Annotated in this window: 15 protein-coding genes; 9 read left to right on the forward strand and 6 right to left on the reverse strand. The window is 67.2% G+C overall.

The genetic code is table 11. From position 1 onward, the window contains the following. Window positions 1-17: 17 nt before the first annotated feature. The 4 genes from lepB to dapF form a co-directional block, all read right to left on the reverse strand. The gene (gene lepB, locus ATF69_RS04080) at window positions 18-686 is read right to left on the reverse strand and encodes a signal peptidase I (RefSeq protein ID WP_082522360.1); all 669 of its coding nucleotides are present in this window, start codon (window positions 684-686) and stop codon (window positions 18-20) included. 118 nt (window positions 687-804) lie between these two features. After that, complete coding sequence (locus ATF69_RS04085; RefSeq protein ID WP_146869966.1) at window positions 805-1,782, reverse strand: tyrosine recombinase XerC; 978 nt, start codon at window positions 1,780-1,782, stop codon at window positions 805-807. Between the two features lie 56 nt (window positions 1,783-1,838). Further along, window positions 1,839-2,528 carry a DUF484 family protein gene (locus tag ATF69_RS04090; protein WP_056059265.1) on the reverse strand — a complete coding sequence of 230 codons (690 nt, stop codon included), beginning with the start codon at window positions 2,526-2,528 and terminating at the stop codon, window positions 1,839-1,841. Then, complete coding sequence (dapF, locus tag ATF69_RS04095; RefSeq protein ID WP_146869967.1) at window positions 2,525-3,406, reverse strand: diaminopimelate epimerase; 882 nt, start codon at window positions 3,404-3,406, stop codon at window positions 2,525-2,527. Before dapF ends, ATF69_RS04090 begins: the two co-directional genes overlap by 4 nt. A 95-nt stretch (window positions 3,407-3,501) precedes the next feature. Here dapF and ATF69_RS04100 point away from each other — a divergent pair, with 95 nt between their 5' ends. Beyond that, window positions 3,502-4,206, forward strand: coding sequence for a glutathione S-transferase N-terminal domain-containing protein (locus tag ATF69_RS04100; RefSeq protein WP_146869968.1), 705 nt, complete (start codon window positions 3,502-3,504; stop codon window positions 4,204-4,206). A gap of 120 nt (window positions 4,207-4,326) precedes the next feature. Next, complete coding sequence (locus ATF69_RS04105; protein WP_146869969.1) at window positions 4,327-4,524, forward strand: hypothetical protein; 198 nt, start codon at window positions 4,327-4,329, stop codon at window positions 4,522-4,524. Between the two features lie 25 nt (window positions 4,525-4,549). On the opposite strand, the gene ATF69_RS04110 is transcribed toward ATF69_RS04105, so the two are convergent. Then, entirely contained in the window at window positions 4,550-5,434 is an 885-nt protein-coding gene (locus ATF69_RS04110) for a LysR family transcriptional regulator (protein ID WP_146869970.1), read from the reverse strand. A gap of 124 nt (window positions 5,435-5,558) precedes the next feature. On the opposite strand from ATF69_RS04110, the gene ATF69_RS04115 reads away from it, so the two are divergent. Continuing rightward, entirely contained in the window at window positions 5,559-6,761 is a 1,203-nt protein-coding gene (locus ATF69_RS04115; RefSeq protein WP_146869971.1) for an MFS transporter, read from the forward strand. A gap of 7 nt (window positions 6,762-6,768) precedes the next feature. Here the strand turns inward: ATF69_RS04115 and ATF69_RS04120 are convergent, their stop codons facing one another. Further along, window positions 6,769-7,638 carry a LysR substrate-binding domain-containing protein gene (locus ATF69_RS04120; RefSeq protein ID WP_056059282.1) on the reverse strand — a complete coding sequence of 290 codons (870 nt, stop codon included), beginning with the start codon at window positions 7,636-7,638 and terminating at the stop codon, window positions 6,769-6,771. Window positions 7,639-7,736: 98 nt separating this feature from the next. On the opposite strand from ATF69_RS04120, the gene ATF69_RS04125 reads away from it, so the two are divergent. The 6 genes from ATF69_RS04125 to ATF69_RS04150 all read left to right on the forward strand — a co-directional run bounded on the left by ATF69_RS04125 (window position 7,737) and on the right by ATF69_RS04150 (window position 14,975). Continuing rightward, window positions 7,737-8,699, forward strand: coding sequence for a Bug family tripartite tricarboxylate transporter substrate binding protein (locus tag ATF69_RS04125; protein ID WP_146869972.1), 963 nt, complete (start codon window positions 7,737-7,739; stop codon window positions 8,697-8,699). 92 nt (window positions 8,700-8,791) lie between these two features. Further along, window positions 8,792-9,544 (forward strand): maleate cis-trans isomerase family protein, encoded by a 753-nt coding sequence (locus tag ATF69_RS04130; RefSeq protein ID WP_056059285.1) that lies wholly within the window; start codon window positions 8,792-8,794, stop codon window positions 9,542-9,544. Window positions 9,545-9,624: 80 nt separating this feature from the next. Beyond that, window positions 9,625-11,322, forward strand: coding sequence for an MBL fold metallo-hydrolase (locus ATF69_RS04135; protein WP_146869973.1), 1,698 nt, complete (start codon window positions 9,625-9,627; stop codon window positions 11,320-11,322). Window positions 11,323-11,353: 31 nt separating this feature from the next. Then, window positions 11,354-12,148: an rRNA pseudouridine synthase gene (locus tag ATF69_RS04140; RefSeq protein ID WP_146869974.1), complete on the forward strand. Its 795-nt coding sequence runs from the start codon at window positions 11,354-11,356 to the stop codon at window positions 12,146-12,148. A 335-nt stretch (window positions 12,149-12,483) separates the two neighbouring features. Beyond that, window positions 12,484-13,749: a YjgN family protein gene (locus ATF69_RS04145; protein ID WP_244303645.1), complete on the forward strand. Its 1,266-nt coding sequence runs from the start codon at window positions 12,484-12,486 to the stop codon at window positions 13,747-13,749. A gap of 2 nt (window positions 13,750-13,751) precedes the next feature. Beyond that, a complete protein-coding gene (locus ATF69_RS04150; protein WP_146869975.1) occupies window positions 13,752-14,975 on the forward strand; it encodes a M48 family metallopeptidase in 1,224 nt (407 codons plus the stop codon). The last annotated feature ends 48 nt before the right edge of the window (window positions 14,976-15,023 follow it).

Raw genomic sequence — 15,023 nt, forward strand, 5'->3', positions numbered from 1 at the left:
CTGATGAACTGGAGGGACTACAGCGCCTTGCCAAAGCGCTCCAGGCGCGGCGCCCAGTGGCCCAGCACATCGGCCGACAGCAGCACGCGGTGCGCCTGCCCGATGAGCAGATGGCGTGGCACCAGGCCGATGTAGCGCGAGTCGGCACTGTTGTCCCGGTTGTCACCCAGCACCAGGTATTCGCCCTCGGGCACCTGCACCGGATCGAAGCTGCTGCGCGCAGTCACGCCCTGCAGCCACTGCACGCGGCGCTCATGCCCCAGCAGGCGCTCTGTCCAGCGCGTGGCCGTGAGCGTGTGGCCTGGCAGCACCGGCTCCTGCACAGAATCGGGCATCTCGTATTCGGCCGCCTGGCCGTTGATGTAGAGCACCTCGTTGCGCATCTCAACCGTGTCTCCGGGCAAGGCCGCAATGCGCTTGATCAGGCGGGTGCCATCCAGTGGAGAGGAGAAGGTGACCACATCGCCGCGCTGCGGATCATCAATGTGCGCCAGGATCATGTCCGTGAGCGGCAGCTTGAGGTCGTAGGCCAGGCGATTGACCAGCACCACGTCCCCCTCCAGCAGCGTGGGCCGCATCGAGCCCGAAGGGATGGGATTCCAGTCGGCCACTGCAGTGCGAAAAACGCCAAAGCACAACAGCAACACGATGAACCACCGGTTCGATTGGATCCATTTCAGCAGCATGAGGACAACTCCAGGGCGCTCCACAGCGGGCGCCACGTTGCTCGGAGGCGCCTGGTTGTCACTTGGTTCCGCCAGGCCAGCAGGCGCGCCGCCCTTTGGAGGGACGCCGCACGGCAACTCAGGGGGACTTCTTTCGCGCGCGCGGGTGGGCCGCGTCATACACCTTGGCCAGGTGCTGAAAGTCGAGCCGCGTGTACACCTGCGTGGTCGTGATGTTGGCGTGGCCCAGCAGCTCCTGCACCGCACGCAGGTCGCCACTGCTCTGCAGCAGGTGGCTGGCAAACGAGTGGCGTAGCATGTGCGGGTGCACCGGCGTGGTCAGCCCCGCCTGCTGGCTGCGCTGGCGCAGGCGTAGCCAGATGGACTGGGCCGTGAGCCGTTTGCCACGCTGGCCCACAAACAGGGCGGTGTCCAGCCGCACAGAGCCCTCGCCCCCAAACGGTGTGGCCCGCAGCTGCAGCCAGGCCTGCAGCGCGGCCGTGGCAGCCGCGCCCACCGGCACGCTGCGCCGCTTGCTGCCCTTGCCGAACACATGGGCCTCGCCCGCTTGCAGGTCCACCCAGCCACGACCCTGGCGCTGGGTGTCGGCGTTGGGGATGGCATCGAGCCCCGCCAGTTCGCCCACGCGCAGCCCGCAGCCGTACAGCAGCTCTACCATGGCTGCATCGCGCGCCTCCAGCCAGGGGTCGGCGCCAGTGTTGTCGAACTCGGCCAGCCGCACGGCGTCGTCCACCCCCAGCGCCTTGGGCAAAGGCTTGGGCGCCTTGGGGGCACGCACGTCCTGCACCGGGTTGTGCGGGATCAGCCCCTGCCGCCCCGCCCAGATGAAAAAGCCGCGCCAGCCCGACAGGATGAGCGCGATGCCCCGCCCGCTGCGGCCGCCGCTGTGCATCTGCGCGACAAAGCGGCGAATGTGAGCGGTCTGCAACTGCAGCATCGGCACATTCACGCCGGCCGCAAACTGCGCCAGTTTTTCGAGGTCGAGGGTGTAGAGCGTGAGCGTGCGCGCGGCCAGCCGCTTTTCGACGCGCACATGTTCCAGATACCGCAGGACATGGGGGTCGAGCGTGGTAGGTGCCGCGGGCGTTTCAGGCATGGGGGCCGTGGCTGAGACGCCGCTGGGTTGGCAATGGCGGCGGGGCTTGCGACTGCTTACTGAAGCCGCAGAAGGGCTGCGCTCGCCAGCTCTGCCATGCGCGACAAAAAGTCGGTGCCCATCGTGGCATCAAAACGCTGTGGATCGTGCGACCCCAGCACCAGCAGGCCAAACGCAGGCGTGGCGCTGTCGATGGCGCCAGCGCGCAGCGGCAGCAGGGCCAGCGACTGTGCAGGCTCACCGGCCTCTTGCGCCAGCCAGCCCGCAGGCTCAAAACCCAGGTTGGGCCCGCAGAACGGCATGGTCAGCGACGACGCAAAGGCCCGCGCGTCCTCGCTCGCGCCCTGGGTGAAGTCGGCGTCGATATAAGGCGCTGCCACCTCCCATACACGCACCGCCGCCTGGGGCACGTCGAAGAGGGTGCGCACGCCATCGACCACGGCCTGGGGCAGGTCGAACGGGTCGCGCACCTGCAGCAGGCTGCCAGTCCATTGGTGCACCTTCTGGGCAATGGCCGCGTTTTCGGTGCTGTTGCGCACCATTTCCATGATGCGGTGCTCCAGACCCTTGATCTTCTCGCGCAGCATCTCGGCCTGGCGCTCCTGCAGGCTCACCGCACGCGCGCCGTGCGGGCTGGTGATCTGCACACTGGCCAGCACCTCGGCATGGCGCTCGAAGAAGCCGGGCGTGTTGGTGAGGAACTGGGCGATGTCGTCTTCGGTGATCGGTGGGATGTGGGTAGTCATACGAGCGTGTCGGGAATGTCGATCTGGCCCTCGAACACCGTGGTGGCGGGGCCTGTCATGAAAACGGAATCGGTGTCGGCACCGCTCCACGCAATGGTGAGGCGGCCGCCGCGCGTGTCCACCTGCACCTCGGGGTCGAGCAGCCCCAGGCGGATGCCGCTGGCCACTGCCGCGCAGGCGCCGGTGCCACAGGCCAGGGTCTCGCCTGCGCCGCGCTCGAACACGCGCAGGCGCACATGGGAGCGGTCCACGATCTGCAGGTAGCCGGCGTTCACCCGCTGGGGGAAGCGCGCATGGCGCTCGATCAGCGGCCCGGTCTGCGCGACCGGAGCGGTGTCCACGTTGTCCACCAACTGCACCGCATGCGGGTTGCCCATGGAGGTAACAGCTATCAAAACAGAAGCACCAGGGGCATATTCTTCTAGCGCCAGCGGCCATTTTTGCCCCAAACCCTGCTGCACGGGCGTGAGACCGGTGGTGTCGAACGGCACCTGGGCGGGGTCGAACTCGGGACGCCCCATGTCCACCGTGACGCGGCCGTCGCCCGCGAGGCGGGGCGCGATCACGCCGCTTTTGGTCTGCACGCGAATGGTGTCCTTGCCCGACAGGCCCCGGTCATGCACAAAGCGCGCAAAGCAGCGCGCGCCGTTGCCACACTGCTCCACCTCGCCGCCGTCGGCGTTGTGGATCACGTATTCGAAGTCAATGCCGTCACCAGGAGAAGGCCGCACGGTGAGAATCTGGTCGGCCCCGACACCGAAGTGTCGATCTGCCAGGAAGCGGTATTGGGCCGTGTTCAGCCCCAGGCGGCCCTGGGTCTCGTCGAGCACCACAAAATCGTTGCCCGCGCCCTGCATTTTGGTGAAGCGAATCTGCATGGGATGGGATTATGGCCCCGCCCCTGCGCCAAACCACGTGCGGGCTTACGCTTGGCAGCTTCTCTCGATTCCACCGGCTTTTTCAGGAACCTCGCATGACCGATCTTTCCGCTTTTGCCATCACCCGCAAATGGCCCGCCCGGCACCCCAACCGCATCCAGCTGTATTCCCTGCCCACGCCCAACGGCGTGAAGGTGTCGATTGCACTGGAAGAACTGGGCCTGCCCTACGAGCCCCACCTGGTGAGCTTTGAGACCAACGACCAGACCTCCCCCGAGTTTCTCTCGCTCAACCCCAACAACAAGATCCCGGCCATCCTGGACCCGAACGGCCCGGACGGCCAGCCGCTGGCGCTGTTCGAGTCCGGCGCCATCCTGGTGTACCTGGCCAGCAAGACCGGCCAGCTGATGCCGCAGGACACCGCCGGGCGCTACGAGACCCTGCAGTGGGTGATGTGGCAGATGGGCGGCGTGGGCCCCATGTTTGGCCAGCTCGGGTTCTTCCACAAGTTTGCGGGCAAAGACTACGAAGACAAACGCCCGCGCGACCGGTATGTCGCTGAGTCGAAGCGCCTGCTCAAGGTGCTGGACGAGCGCCTGGCAGGTCGCCCATGGGTGATGGGCGACCAGTACACCATCGCCGACATTGCCATCCTGCCCTGGGTGCGCAACCTCATCGGCTTCTATGGCGCGGGCGACCTGGTGGAGTTTGGCCAGTTCAAGGAAGTGCAGCGCGTGCTCGATGCGTTTGCGGCCCGCCCGGCGGTGGCCAGGGGCCTGGCGATTCCGGCACGCGGCTGACGGCGGGCGCCAGTGCGCCTGGGTTTCTCATCGGCCCTTGATCTTGATCATGCCGCGCAGCCCGGCACCCGGCCGCCACGCACCTACCATGGGCCTCCTCAAAAAAACAGGGAGTGCCCCATGGGATTGACCGTTGATGTTCTTCAGGAACTGGACCTGCACGACCTCCAGGCTGCCGCCCGTGCAGCGCTGCAGGAAACGAACGCCATCGCCTTGATCGAGTTGCTGGAAATGCTGTGGAGCTGCGATGTGGAGGGTGCCAATGCCGTCATCGACGCGGTGCTGCTTCGCCTGCAGCAGCTGCGCGCATTGCGCTAACGGCGGGCCTGCAAGGCAGGCCTGCTCAGCCCAGACGCTCCTGCAGAAAATCCAGAAAACACGCGATGCGTGCCGCCAGCTGCGTGTTGCGGTAGTACACCGCGCTGATGGGCTGGCGCACCTCCACCGTGTCCTTGGCCAGCACCTGCACCAGGTGGCCACGCGCACGGTCACCGGCCGTCATGAAATCGGACAGGCACACGATGCCCACCCCCTGCAGCGCAAGCTGGCGCAACGTTTCGCCGTTCGACGCGGTGAGGCTGGGCACGATGGGCCAGGCATCGCCATGCTCGCCCCGCAGCGGCCAGTGGTTGAGTGACTCAGGCTGGTGAAAGCCCAACAGCGTGTGCCGCGCCAGGTCCGCCACGCTCTTGGGCCTGCCCGTCCGCGCCAGGTAGTCGGGTCTGGCCAGCACCCGCAGGCGGCTGGTGCACAGGGGGCGCGCATGCAGGCTGGAGTCCTGGAGTTGTCCGATGCGAATGGCCACGTCCGTGCGCCGCTCCAGCAGGTCGATGTACGTTTCGTCCGTGTCCAGTTGCAGCGTGATCTGCGGATACGCCTCGCGAAACGCTGGCACCAGGGGCACCACGGCATGCAGCATGAAAGGCGTGGCGGCATTCACCCGCAGGCGGCCTGCGGGCTGCTGGCGGCGCGCAGCCATGTGCTCCTCGGCGTCGTCGATGGAGGCCAGGATGGCGCGCGTGCGCTGCAAAAAGGCCTGGCCCTCCTCGGTCAGCTCAGTGCGGCGCGTGGTGCGGCGAAGCAGCGTGGTGTCCAGCTTTTTCTCCAGCCGCGCCAGTGCCCGGCTGATGCCAGAGACAGTCTGGCCCAGTGCGTCGGCTGCGGCCGTGATCGAACCGCCATCCACCACGGCGACAAAGGCCTGCAGTTCTTCCAGCGTGGTTTTCATGGGTGCTCCTGGCGCTTTGATTGTTGATTTTCAGTCAATTATCAATGGCGCCTCACCCTCTTTTTCTGCAATACCCAAACCCCCACACTCCAGAGCCCGAAAGCCTGAAAACTGGAGTGTTCCCATGCCCATTGCCTTGCTCGCGCTGACGCTCAGCGCTTTTGCCATCGGCACGACCGAGTTCGTGATCGTTGGCCTGCTGCCCACCGTGGCGGCAGACCTTTCCATCAGCATCCCCTCGGCGGGCCTGCTGGTCAGCCTGTACGCCCTCGGGGTCGCCGTCGGCGCCCCGGTGCTCACCGCACTCACCGGCAAGCTGCCGCGCAAGGCGCTGCTGCTGGCGCTGATGGCCTTGTTCACCGCCGGCAACCTGCTGGCCTGGCAGGCCCCCAGCTACGAGACACTGGTGGCCGCGCGCATCCTCACCGGGCTGGCGCATGGCGTGTTCTTCTCGATCGGCTCGACCATCGCCACCGGCCTGGTGCCGCGCGAAAAGGCCGCGAGTGCGATTGCCATCATGTTCACCGGCCTTACGGTGGCCCTGGTCACGGGCGTGCCGCTGGGTACCTTCATCGGCCAGCACTTTGGCTGGCGCGATACCTTCCTGGCCGTGTCAACCCTGGGCGCGGCAGCCTTCATCGGCAGCGCCCTCTTCGTGCCGCGCAACCTGGCGCATACCCCGCCCGCCTCGCTGCTGCAGCAGGCCAAGGTGCTGGCCGAGCCGCGCCTGCTGCTGGTATATGCCAAGACGGCCGTCGGCTACGGCGGCACCTTCATTCCGTTCACCTTTCTCGCGCCCATCCTCACCGACATCTCGGGGTTCAGCGCGGGTTCGGTGGGCTGGGTGATGCTGGTGTACGGCGTGTCCGTGGCCGTGGGCAACCTCTGGGGCGGCAAGCTGGCCGACCGGCTGGGCCCCATCCCGGCGCTGCACATCATCTTTGCGCTGCTGGCGGCCGTGTTGCTGCTGCTGCAGTTCACCGCGCCCCACCCCTGGCTGGCTGTGGGCACCGTGCTGCTGTGGGGTGCCGTGGCATTCGGCAATGTGCCGGGGCTGCAGGTGTATGTGGTCAAGCAGGCCGAGCGCTTCACGCCGCAGGCGGTGGACGTGGCATCGGGCCTGAACATCGCAGCGTTCAACCTGGGCATCGCCGGCGCCGCGTGGGCCGGGGGCCTGATCGTCACGCACCTGGGCCTGCAGCACACGCCGTGGATCGGTGCGCTGGTGGTGCTGGTGTCGCTGGCCCTCACGCACTGGAGCGGTGTGCTGGACCGGCGCAGCGGCATCCCCGTGCGTGCCGCTGGTGTGGTGCCTGTGGGGCACTGAGCCCACGTCAGCCCGCCATCACCCGCACGAAAGCCGGCACCACGCCCAGCAGGTCGTCGCGCCGCTGCACCGCATGCACATCGGCGCGCGGCGCTTTGGCGCCCAGGGGCTTGAACACCACGCGCGGCCCGAACAGCATGCCCAGGGACGACGGCACCAGGGCCACGCCCAGCCCGGCCGCCACCAGGCTCAGCACGGCGGCCAGCTCCACCGTGGTCTGCGCCACCCGGGGCGCAAAGCCGGCCTGCACGCAGCACTGCACCATGTGCTCAGCATGGGCCGACGAGTCGCGGCGCAGCATCACGAAGGCCTCGCTGCGCAGGTCCTTCAAGGCCAGTGCCTTGCGCGCCGCCAGCGGGTGGCCGGGCGGCAAAGCCGCCACCACAGGGTCGGGCCACAGCAGGGTGCTGGCGAGTTGGTCGTCGTTGACGGCCGTGCGCGAGATGCCCACATCGATGCGTTTGTCGCGCAGGGCAGCCTGCTGCAGCGAAGGCTGCATCTCGTGCAGCACCACATCCACGCCCGGATGGCTTTGTCGGTAGCGCGCCAGCGCCGCCGGAAACGGCCCGAGGAAGTGCGAGCCCGACAGCCCCACTTCAATGCGCCCCGCCTGCCCCTGGCCGATGGCCGCCACACGCTGGCGCGCCGTGTCCAGCCGCTCCAGCACAGCGCGTGCATCCACCAGATAGGCCTGGCCTGCCAGCGTCAGCTCCACGCGCCGGCTGGTGCGCACGAAGAGCTGGGCGCCCAGTTCTTGTTCCAGCTGGGCGATCTGCAGGCTCAGCGGCGGCTGCGAGACATGCAGGCGCTGCGCGGCGCGTGTGAAGCTCAGCTCTTCCGCCAGGGCGACGAAGTAACGCAGATGGCGCAGTTCCATTGATACTTTTCAGGTCTTGATCAAGACCAACAATATATTGGACTGCTGATTCGCTTGTTTCCACAATACCTTCACTACAACATCTGGTGGAGACGAACATGACGATCAAGCACAGCCTGCTGGCCGCCACGCTGGCCCTCTCGGGCCTGGCCATGGCGCAAGACAACTACCCCAGCAAAGCCATCACGCTCACCGTGCCCAACCCGCCCGGCGGTGTGGTGGACACCTCGGCCCGCCTGCTCAACGAGCCGCTGGCCCGTGTGATCGGCCAGCCCGTGGTGATCGACAACAAGGCAGGCGGCAGTGGCAACGTGGCCTATGGCGCCGTGGCCCGCGCCAAGGCCGATGGCTACAACCTGCTGATCTCGTACTCGGCCTACCACGTGGGCAACCCGGCGCTCACCCCCAGCCTGCCCTGGGAGGCCAAGGACTTTGCCCCCGTCGCGCTGCTCACCGTGGCGACGAATGTGATTGCAGCCCACCCCTCGGTGCCAGCCAGCAACCTCAAGGAATTCATCGCGTACCTCAAGGCCAACCCGGGCAAGGTGAACTACGCCTCGCAGGGCAACGGCTCGCTGTCGCACATCGGCACCGAGATCTTCAAGCAGCAGAGCGGCACCTTCATGACCCACATCCCCTACCGTGGCTCGGGCCCTGCGGTGGCCGATGTGCTGGCGGGCCAGGTGCAGGTGTTCATCACCACGCCACCGTCGGTCATGCAGCATGTGCTGAGTGGCAAGCTCAAGGCCTTTGCCGTGACCGGCACCAAGCGCCACCCCGGTCTTCCCAACGTGCCCACCGTGGCCGAGGCCGGCATGCCCGACTTCAAGCTCGAAGCCTGGGTGGGCCTGTTCGCCCCGGCCGCCACGCCACCCGCCGTGGTGGCCAAGCTCACGGCCGATGTGAAGAAGGCGCTCGACATGCCCGAGACGCGCCAGCGCGCCGACGCGGCGGGCATCGAACTGCGCTACCTGCCGCCCGACGCCCTCGGTGAGCTGGTGAAGACCGAAACCGCCTACTGGGCCAAGACCATCAAGGCCGCCGGTATCAAGGCCGACTGACCGGCCCACAGACATCCCCTGCGCGATCCCATTTCCGGCGCTCCGCGCGCCGGGCGGGCAGCGCTTTGCCCATTGACTCCTGAAAGACCACCATGCAACGCACCTACCGCATCGGGCAGATCGTGCCCAGCTCCAACACCACCATGGAGACCGAGATCCCGGCCATGCTGCGCGCCCGCGAGCAGATCCTGCCCGAGCGCTTCAGCTTCCACGCCAGCCGCATGCGCATGCAGAAGGTCACCAAGGAAGAGCTGGCCGCGATGGACCGCGACTCCGACCGCTGCGCACTGGAGCTGTCGGACGGCAAGATGGACGTGATGGGCTATGCCTGCCTCGTGGCCATCATGAGCATGGGCCTGGGCTACCACCGCGCATCCGAAAAGCGGCTGCATGAGGTCACCGTGGCCAATGGCAAGCCAGCGCCCGTGGTGTCCAGCGCAGGCGCGCTGGTCGAAGGGCTCGAGGCCATGGGCGCGAAGAAGGTCTCGGTGCTCACGCCCTATATGAAGCCGCTGACCCAGCTGGTGGTGGACTACATCGAGCACGAGGGCATTGCCGTGCACGACAGCCTGTCGCTGGAAATTGCCGACAACCTGCAGGTGGGCGCGCAGGACCCCGCCGCCCCGGCCCAGCTGGTGCAACGGCTGGACACGCGCGGCGTGGATGTGGTGGTGATCTCGGCCTGCGTGCAGATGCCCTCGCTGGCGTCCGTGCAGATGGCACAGGACCAGTTGGGCATTCCTGTCGTGTCCGCTGCAGCCTGCACCACCTGGGCGATGCTCAAGCGCCTGGGGCTGGAAACGCGGGTACCCAACGCAGGGGCCCTGCTCTCTGGCGCCTACTGACCTCCCCAAGGGCAAGAGGCCGGTCCGTTGACGAAAGCAGCTGGCGGGCAGGCTGCAGGGCAACGCCGGATAATGGCCCGATGCCCCGCTCCAGCCAACAACTCCACCCCCACCGAGAACCGGTAGCCACCCGCCCCGCTGCCACCGTGCTGCTGCTGCGCGATGTGCCTGGCGGCGGCGGGCTCGAAGTCCTCATGACCCGGCGCTCGGCCACGGCCAGTTTTGCGCCTGGCGCGTATGTGTTCCCCGGCGGTGGCATTGATGCGCTGGATGCAGCACCCGCGACGCACGCCGCCGCCGACCGCCGCCCCACCCAAAGCGACCTGCACCTCACCCAGGCGATTGCCGCCATCCGCGAGAGTTTTGAAGAGCTGGGCGTATTGCTGGCGCGCCATGCAGAAGGCCCCCGCCAAGGGCAGATGGCCGATGCGCAGGACATTGCCGCCATCGACCGCCACCAGCCGTTTGCCGCACAGTGCGCCGCACGCGGACTGCGCCTGGCGGCAGATGGGGTGTATCTGCTGGCCCACTGGACGGCCGATCGTGATCTGGCGCGCCGCTTTGAAGTGCCCTTTCTGGTGGCCCGCATGCCCGAGGGCCAGGAGCCCGTGGCCGACGAGGCAGAGCAGTTCGAGCCCGTGTGGGTGCGCCCTGCCGACGCGCTGGCGCGGCACGAGGCGGGGCAGTTCTTCATGATCTTCCCGACCATCCGCACGCTGCAGCGCCTGGCCCAATTTGCCAGCACCCAGGCAGTGCTGGACGCCGTGGCGCACGAGCAGCCCCTGTGGGTCAGCTGCCCGCGCGCCGGCCTGCTGGCAGGCAAGGAAGCGCGCTACATGGAGGACGACATGCCGTTTGGCGAGCTGGCGCTGGTCTGCCCCGACGGGCAGATCGTGCACCCACTGGACTGGCAGACTGAGCGCCCCGTGCCGCTGCTGCGCAACGTGATGCGCCTGACCGCCCCCAACCCCGGCGTGATGACCGGCCCTGGCACCAACAGCTATCTGGTGGGCGACCCGGCCACGGGCTTCATCGCCATCGACCCTGGCCCGGCCGACGCCGAGCACCTGGACAAGCTCTGGCGTGCAGCGGGGGGCGACATCCGCATGATTGTGTGCACCCACTCGCACGCCGACCATTCTCCCGGCGCGGCGCCGCTGCAGGCGATGTGTGTGCAGGCCGGCAAGGCGCGCCCGCCCGTTCTGGGCCTGCCGTCGGCCCCCACGGCCCGCGCGGCCAGCCAGTTCACTCCCGACCGGGCGCTACAAAATAATGAGCTACTCGTGCTTGAGGGACTAGCACCTGAAGGCAAAATCACCCATACCCTGCAGGTCATCCACACCCCAGGCCATGCGGCCAACCACCTGTGCCTGCTGCTGGTGGAAGACGCGCTGCTGTTCAGTGGTGACCACATCCTGAACGGCAGCACCACGGTGATCGACCCGCCGGACGGCAACATGGCCGACTACCTGGATTCGCTGGACCGGCTGGATGCGGTCTGCGCCGAGCACAGCGTGGAGTTCATCCTGCCCGCGCATGGCTACGTGCTGGGGGGCCCGGTCCTCGGTGCCCGCAATGCCATCGCCAAGCTCAGGGCCCACCGCCTGGCGCGCGAGGCCAAGGTGCTGGCCGCCATGCAGGCGCTGCCCCAGGGCAGCATGGACGACTGGGTGCGCCACGCGTACGACGACGTACCGCAGCGCATGTGGCCCGTGGCCCAGCGCTCGCTGCTGGCGCATGTGGAGCGCATTCGCTCGCTGCAACCCGGCAACAACTGAGCCACAAGAACACCAAGACCGCCTTCATTCAATGACCGACAAGAACCCTGACCCCACCCACATCCGCCTGGCCAAACGCGTGGCCGAACAGCTGAGCTGCTCGCGCAGCACGGCCGAGCAATTCATCGAGGGCGGCTTTGTGAGCGTGGACGGCCAGATCGAGGAAGCCCCCGGCGCGCGCGTGCGCCCCGATCAGGCCGTGACGGTTGCACCCGATGCCAGCCTGCTGGAGCTGACCCCAGTGACCTTGCTGCTGCACAAGCCCGCAGGGTTTGAAGCAGGCCTGGGCCTGCCTGGCTCACCCACAGGGCAGGCGGCCCACGCCAGCCGCAGTCAGGGTGCGCAACAGGCGCTCACGCTGCTCAGCGCGGCGTCCCACCTGCCGGAAGACGCCTCGGGCATCCGCGTGCTGCAGCGCCACTTCAAGCAGCTCGAATGCTTCACCCCGCTACCCACCGAGGCCAGCGGCCTCGTGGTGTACACGCAAGACAAGCGCATCGCGCGCAAGCTGGCCGAAGACATCGAGTCGCTGGAGCAGGAGTGCATCGTCGAGGTCAAGGGCGACATCGCGCCCAATGGCCTGCAGCGCCTGTGCCATGGCCTCACGTTCAATGGCCGCCCCCTGCCCCCCATCAAGGTGAGCTGGCAGAACGAAACCAAGCTGCGCTTTGCGCTCAAGGGCATCCGCCCCGGCCAGATCCCGGCCATGTGCGAAGCGGTGGGCCTGACGGTGGTGGGCATGAAGCGCATCCGCATCGGCCGCGTGCCGCTGGCCAAGGTGCCCGAGGGGCAGTGGCGCTACCTGCAGCCTTGGGAGAAGTTCTAAGGCAACGCTGAATAAGTCCCCGCAGTGGCGCGCGCCCTGATTTGGGATGGGATGCAAGGCGCAAACCACAGCGATAGCCGTAGCTATCGCGAGGATTTGCAACGCGGCAGACCGCCCAAAGCAGGGGTGCGCGGTGCGCGAGGGACTTGTTCAGCGTTGCCCTAAGGGCTTGCGGGCCCAGCCGCACCCTGCCGATGCGCACCGGACAAGTCAAGCACATATGCTCCTGAAAACATAGCTACCAGCGCTTTTACAACAAGCGCTTCAAGCCTTTTTCATTTGAATTCCTTCGATCCGCACCGCTGCTACACTGCGCAGCACTCTGGAGGGAGTTCATGAACACAAACCAATCGTCTGGCGGCGCTGCGGGGCCGATGTCCACCTTCATGCCGATGAACATCGATGCCCACCCGCTCGAGTTCACGGGTAGCGGGGGCGAGTATTTCCGGGTCTGGATCGTCAACGTGCTGCTGTCCATCGTCACGCTGGGCATCTACACGCCCTGGGCGCGCCGCCGCACCGCCCAGTATTTCTACAGCCACACGCTGGTGGCCGGCAGCCCCCTCGAATTCACCGCGCAGCAGCGCAAGATGGTGATGGGCTTTGTGCTGCTGATGCTGCTGACCATTGCCTACAACCTGGCCGCCAACACCGGGCAGGACACGGCGGTGGGCCTGTTCCTGCTGGCGGGCGCGGCGCTGGCGCCCTTCATCTGGGCCAGCGCCATGCGGTTTCGCCTGGGCGCCACGCGCTGGCGCGGGCTGCGACTACAGTTCACGGCCAGCTGGAAAGAGGTCTACATCGCCAGCTGGCCTGTGTTTGCGCTGGCGCTGGTGTGGTTTGGCGTGTTTTATGGTCTGCAGCTGCTGTCGCCCGACCTGGCCCAGGCGCTGGAGGCCATCGAAGAAGAGGGCAAGAAACAACCCATGCCCCGCTTCACGCCCGCCATGGGCGGCCTGGTACTGCTGGGCCTGGTGCTGTCGGTGCTGTGCGTGATCCGCACCGAATACAACTTCAAGAGCCTCTTGGTGCTCAAGGCCCAGGTGGGTGCCGAGCGAGGCCGCTGGAAACCCGTGTACATGGACTTCGTCAAGGTGTGGATGGCCACCGTGGCTGTGTTCATCCTGTGCGTGGTGGGGTTCTCGGCGCTGATCGGCATCCTCGCAGGCAGCTCCATCGCCCTGGTGGCCAGCCAGAGCGACCGCCTGGGCCTGTGGATGTTTGTGGTGATCATCGTGTCCATCATCGCGGGCATCTTCATGCTGATCCTGGCGTCGGCACCGGCCCGCGCATACCGCGAGGCGCGCATGTTCCAGCTGATGTGGAACAACATCGGCGTGAGCCACGTGGCCCGCTTCAAGTGCCACCTGAAAAGCGGCCGCTACGTGTGGCGGCGCATCAAGAACATGCTGCTTACCCTGCTGACGCTGGGGCTGTACCGCCCGTTTGCGCGGGTCAGCGAGTACCGCATGAAGTGCGAGTCCGTCACCCTGCACGTCAAGGGCGGCGTGGAGCAGGTGACCGGTGCCATGGTGCGCCAGCAGCAGGGGGGCCTGGGCGATGCGCTGGCGGATGCGGCTGGCCTCGACCTTATCGGTTGAACATGTCGGCATCTGCGCACCCAGCCCTCGTCCCCGGGCGCTGGTTCGATGGCCAGAGCAGCAAGGCCCGGCCCGTGGTGGTGAGCCTGCGGCCCACGCCGCAAGGCCCCTCCTTGGTGCTGCACCTGCTCTCACAGCCCGGGGCCGAGCCTGTCGTCTTTGCCTGGAAACAGGTGGGCTGGCCCGAGGCCTGGAACGAGCGCAAACCGCAGCCCCGCGTGGTCGTCGATCTGCGCGACCATGGCAGCGTGGAGATCGATGCCGTGGCCGAATGGCGCGCCGCACTGGCCGTGGCGGGCGAGCGCCCCGGCATCGCACAACGCATGCAGACCCGCTGGCCCGTGCTGCTGGGCGTGACGGCCGCCGCCGTCATTGGCCTCACGCTGTTCTACCGCTACGGCACACCCTGGGCGGCAACGCAGCTCACGCGGTTTGTGCCCATCAGCTGGGAGACCAGCGTGGCCGAGAACGTGCTCCAGCAGATGGACAACGGCACCCTGAAGCCCAGCAAGCTGCCTTCGGCCCGACAAGACCAGCTCAAGGCGCGTTTTGATGCCCTGGTGCAGCAAACGCCCCCTGGCCTGCAGCGTTACTCCGGCTACCGGCCGCCTTTGTCCCTGGAGTTCCGATCCGGCATGGGCGCCAATGCCTTTGCGCTGCCCGGCGGCAAAATCGTGATGACCGACGGCATCGTGAAGGCAGCCGCCGACAAGGGCCTGGACGACAACGCCTTGATGGGCGTGCTGGCCCACGAGGTCGGCCACGTTGTGCAGCGCCACACCACGCGCATGGTGGTGCAGCAGGGCGTGCTCAACATGGGCCTGGGGCTGGCGCTGGGCGATGTGTCTGGCATCGTCTCTACGGGTGCATCCTTGCTGACCGGCCTGGCCTACAGCCGCAGCCATGAGCGCGAGGCCGACTGCTACGCCATCGCCGTCATGCGCCACGCCGCACTGCCCACAGCGCCCATGGGCCAGCTGCTGCTGGCGATTGCGCGCGATGAGGACAACGAAGAGGCCCAGAAAAAGGACCAGGGCAAGGGCCCGACCGCCGCAGCATCGGCGCCCTCCTCCGGGGCCAGCACACCCGATGCAGCACGCCAGCGCAAGGTGGCTCAGGAGATCGGCTCGCACCCTGTCTGGTCGCTGCTGAGCAGCCACCCCGACACGGTGGAGCGTGCGACAGAGCTGGAGCGGGGGCAAGCACCCCATTGCGCAAAAAACTGAACACAGCCGCGCCACAGGGGCTGCGTGGTCACCACACGACCCTTGGCG

Origin of the sequence: Acidovorax delafieldii (assembly GCF_007993815.1) — a bacterium.
Lineage (GTDB): Bacteria > Pseudomonadota > Gammaproteobacteria > Burkholderiales > Burkholderiaceae_C > Acidovorax > Acidovorax delafieldii.

Excerpts from the sequence above, each read along its gene's own strand:
- lepB (WP_082522360.1), bottom strand. The coding sequence starts at position 686 with ATGCTGCTGAAATGGATCCAATCGAACCGGTGGTTCATCGTGTTGCTG.
- ATF69_RS04085 (WP_146869966.1), bottom strand. The coding sequence starts at position 1,782 with ATGCCTGAAACGCCCGCGGCACCTACCACGCTCGACCCCCATGTCCTG.
- ATF69_RS04090 (WP_056059265.1), bottom strand. The coding sequence starts at position 2,528 with ATGACTACCCACATCCCACCGATCACCGAAGACGACATCGCCCAGTTC.
- dapF (WP_146869967.1), bottom strand. The coding sequence starts at position 3,406 with ATGCAGATTCGCTTCACCAAAATGCAGGGCGCGGGCAACGATTTTGTG.
- ATF69_RS04100 (WP_146869968.1), top strand. The coding sequence starts at position 3,502 with ATGACCGATCTTTCCGCTTTTGCCATCACCCGCAAATGGCCCGCCCGG.
- ATF69_RS04105 (WP_146869969.1), top strand. The coding sequence starts at position 4,327 with ATGGGATTGACCGTTGATGTTCTTCAGGAACTGGACCTGCACGACCTC.
- ATF69_RS04110 (WP_146869970.1), bottom strand. The coding sequence starts at position 5,434 with ATGAAAACCACGCTGGAAGAACTGCAGGCCTTTGTCGCCGTGGTGGAT.
- ATF69_RS04115 (WP_146869971.1), top strand. The coding sequence starts at position 5,559 with ATGCCCATTGCCTTGCTCGCGCTGACGCTCAGCGCTTTTGCCATCGGC.
- ATF69_RS04120 (WP_056059282.1), bottom strand. The coding sequence starts at position 7,638 with ATGGAACTGCGCCATCTGCGTTACTTCGTCGCCCTGGCGGAAGAGCTG.
- ATF69_RS04125 (WP_146869972.1), top strand. The coding sequence starts at position 7,737 with ATGACGATCAAGCACAGCCTGCTGGCCGCCACGCTGGCCCTCTCGGGC.
- ATF69_RS04130 (WP_056059285.1), top strand. The coding sequence starts at position 8,792 with ATGCAACGCACCTACCGCATCGGGCAGATCGTGCCCAGCTCCAACACC.
- ATF69_RS04135 (WP_146869973.1), top strand. The coding sequence starts at position 9,625 with ATGCCCCGCTCCAGCCAACAACTCCACCCCCACCGAGAACCGGTAGCC.
- ATF69_RS04140 (WP_146869974.1), top strand. The coding sequence starts at position 11,354 with ATGACCGACAAGAACCCTGACCCCACCCACATCCGCCTGGCCAAACGC.
- ATF69_RS04145 (WP_244303645.1), top strand. The coding sequence starts at position 12,484 with ATGAACACAAACCAATCGTCTGGCGGCGCTGCGGGGCCGATGTCCACC.
- ATF69_RS04150 (WP_146869975.1), top strand. The coding sequence starts at position 13,752 with ATGTCGGCATCTGCGCACCCAGCCCTCGTCCCCGGGCGCTGGTTCGAT.